This window comes from Cohnella sp. SGD-V74 (assembly GCF_003001675.1).
Taxonomy (GTDB): Bacteria; Bacillota; Bacilli; order Paenibacillales; family Paenibacillaceae; genus Cohnella.
The window spans coordinates 1-2462 of the sequence record NZ_PVYW01000047.1 but is presented as its reverse complement, the minus strand read 5'-3'; the positions used below and the strand labels follow the sequence as shown (position 1 = coordinate 2462).

General features: G+C 58.2%; 3 protein-coding genes. All 3 read right to left on the bottom strand.

Features of this window, described 5'->3' with window-relative positions; translation table 11 throughout:
- Positions 1–56: 56 nt before the first annotated feature.
- Genes tnpC through tnpA form a run of 3 tightly spaced genes read right to left on the bottom strand, consistent with a single transcriptional unit; the run spans position 57 to position 2376 of the window.
- The gene (tnpC, locus tag B0G52_RS35065) at positions 57–1658 is read right to left on the bottom strand and encodes an IS66 family transposase (protein ID WP_106359422.1); all 1602 of its coding nucleotides are present in this window, start codon (positions 1656–1658) and stop codon (positions 57–59) included.
- Between the two features lie 41 nt (positions 1659–1699).
- Positions 1700–2053 (bottom strand): IS66 family insertion sequence element accessory protein TnpB, encoded by a 354-nt coding sequence (tnpB, locus tag B0G52_RS35060; RefSeq protein ID WP_094051089.1) that lies wholly within the window; start codon positions 2051–2053, stop codon positions 1700–1702.
- Positions 2047–2376, bottom strand: coding sequence for an IS66 family insertion sequence element accessory protein TnpA (gene tnpA, locus B0G52_RS35055; protein WP_094051088.1), 330 nt, complete (start codon positions 2374–2376; stop codon positions 2047–2049). Before tnpA ends, tnpB begins: the two co-directional genes overlap by 7 nt.
- Positions 2377–2462: the final 86 nt, after the last annotated feature.

The following is a 2462-nucleotide window of genomic DNA, read 5'->3' as shown; positions in this document are numbered from 1 at the left end:
GTAAGCGTCAAATAGCCCCCACCTAGCGGCGGGAGCGGAGTAAGACTAAACTAATGTTACTTTTTACTTATGCGGCAGTCAGCCGGCAGCGCCTGCGACCACGGCATGAATGGATCGAGCGCATCGGCGTTTAGCGGTCCGGAGATTTGCGGCAACTGCTCGAAGAGGTACTTCAAGTAGTTGAACGGATGCAGACCATTTTCTTTCGCCGATTCGATCACGCTATAGATCGTGGCGCTAGTCCGAGCGCCACGCGGCGTGTTGGCGAAAAGCCAGTTTTTGCGTCCGATCACGAACGGTTTGATCGACCGCTCGCTCCGATTGTTGTCGAGCTCCAACCTTCCATCGGCCAGGAACGCAGTGAGCTTGTCCCACTGATTCAAGCTGTAGGCGATCGCTTGACCGGACAGGCTCTTGAGCAAGGTTTTGGAACGTTGCTCCTTCAGCCATCCATGATAAGCGTTAAGCACCGGCAGAATTCGTTCCTGCCTTTTGGCTTTTCGCTCCTCTGGGGACACCTCGGCAAGCTCTTTTTCAATCGCGAACAACTGGTTGCAGTAAGCCAGCCCCTGTCCTGCGACAGTTCCCAGCTTGTTCATCTCCGGCGGCCCGGCCTTCAGCGCCTCGTCGTATTTGCGCCGGGCATGTGCCCAGCAGCCGACGAGTTTGACGTCCGCCACCTTGTGGTAACCGGGGTACCCGTCCACCTGGAGATAGCCTTTGAAGCCGGTCAGGAAATTGCGCGGATGCTCGCCACCGCGCGTCCGTTGGTACTCGTAGAGCACGGCCGGCGGCACATCACGACCGGTCCGATACAGCCACAGGTAGGATGTCGCTTCTGCGGACTTGCCTTCTTCGCGTAGCACCTGAAGCGTCGTCTCGTCGGCATGCAGCACGTTTTGCCGCAACAGATAAGCCTTCATGGCCGCAAACAGCGGAGACAGCCACTGCTCCGCACCGTACATCATCCAGTTGGCCATGGTCTGGCGAGACAACGTATAGCCAAGACGCACGAACTGCTGCTCCTGCCGGTACAACGGCAAGCCGTCCACATACTTCTGCGTCATGACGTAGGCCATGCTGGACGGCGAAGCCAAGCTGCCGGGATAGACAGGCTTTGGCATAGGCGCCGTGACGACGGGCGTCTCGATCTCATGACGCTCGCAGTGGCGGCACGCGTAGACTTGGCGAATATGGCGCATGACCTTGACCTGCGGGGGCACCAGCGCGATCTCGCTGCGCACCTCGGTCGTCATCTCATGCAGCGAGCCGCCGCAGCAGGCGCAGGCCTGTTCGCCTTCCCCGAGCTTGTACACGATGGTCTCGACCGGCAGGTCGGAGAAATCGTCTTCGCGTTTGCCCGTCTGTTTACGGCGCTCGTACGTGATCTTCTCTGTAGGCGGCGCTTCTCCGGCGGGCGTAGCCAGCACTTCGGCTTCGTTGAACAGATTCAGCTCCATCTGGTCCGGATTCATCTTCTCGCTGGAAGCGCCGAAGCGCTTTTGCTGCGCCAGACGAAACTGCTCTTCGTACCAGTTGAGCTTGGCCGACAGTTCCCTATTTTGTTGTTCCAGCTTCGCATTTTGTTGCCGAAGCTCTTCGATGGGCGATTCCGCTCGATGTTCCATACGAATCCTTTCGACGTGAGGAACTGCCATACCTGCCGGAATAGATGTCGACTTTAAGAAGGAAGAGTTTGCTAAATGGCGGCCGTTGCCGTTACTTTCGGATGCGCCTGACGCTGGTCCAGCGAGAGCCCGTCCAGCAGCCAACGAAGCTCGCGAGTCGTGACCGTAACCGGCTCCCCGGGGTCCTTGGGCCACTGGAACGTGCCGCGCTCGAGCCTGCGGTAAAAGAGCCAGAAGCCATTATGCTCCCAGTACAGCATTTTGAGCTTGTTGCGCTCGCGGTTGCAAAAGACAAATAAGCAGGGGGAGAAGGGATTCAGGCCCAGCCCCTCCTGCACGAGCGCGGTGAGTCCGTCGATGGACTTGCGCAAATCCGTACTGCCGCAAGCCAGATATACCTGATGGCGGGTTAGATCGCTCAGCATACGCCCTCCAACGCCTGGACCACGTCGCGCAGTAAAGCGGTGTTAAACCCAGCATCCACTTCTATGGTGGCTGCGCCGATCTGAATCCGAATAGATGGGATGGGTCTCGCGGCTGCTTCAGGCGCAACGGCGACCTGGACGAAAGGGATGGGCTTGCTGGCACTTACGGTACCCTCAGAAGAGCCGCCGAGCCTTTTCATCCAAGCATAAAGCTGGCGACGGTTCACCTCGTTGACTTTGCACCAACTCGTTGCTCTTTCTCCGCTGGCGCGGAATGCGGCGACGCGCGTTTCCCATTTCTGTTGAACCTCTGCTCTGGCCATAAAAAATCCTCCCTCGGTATGGCTTCGTGGGAGGATTATCTCACGCCGATGCTAGCCTGCGAAGGTGGGGAGGATTTGACGCTTAC

Excerpts from the sequence above, each read along its gene's own strand:
- tnpC (WP_106359422.1), bottom strand. The coding sequence starts at position 1,658 with ATGGCAGTTCCTCACGTCGAAAGGATTCGTATGGAACATCGAGCGGAA.
- tnpB (WP_094051089.1), bottom strand. The coding sequence starts at position 2,053 with ATGCTGAGCGATCTAACCCGCCATCAGGTATATCTGGCTTGCGGCAGT.
- tnpA (WP_094051088.1), bottom strand. The coding sequence starts at position 2,376 with ATGGCCAGAGCAGAGGTTCAACAGAAATGGGAAACGCGCGTCGCCGCA.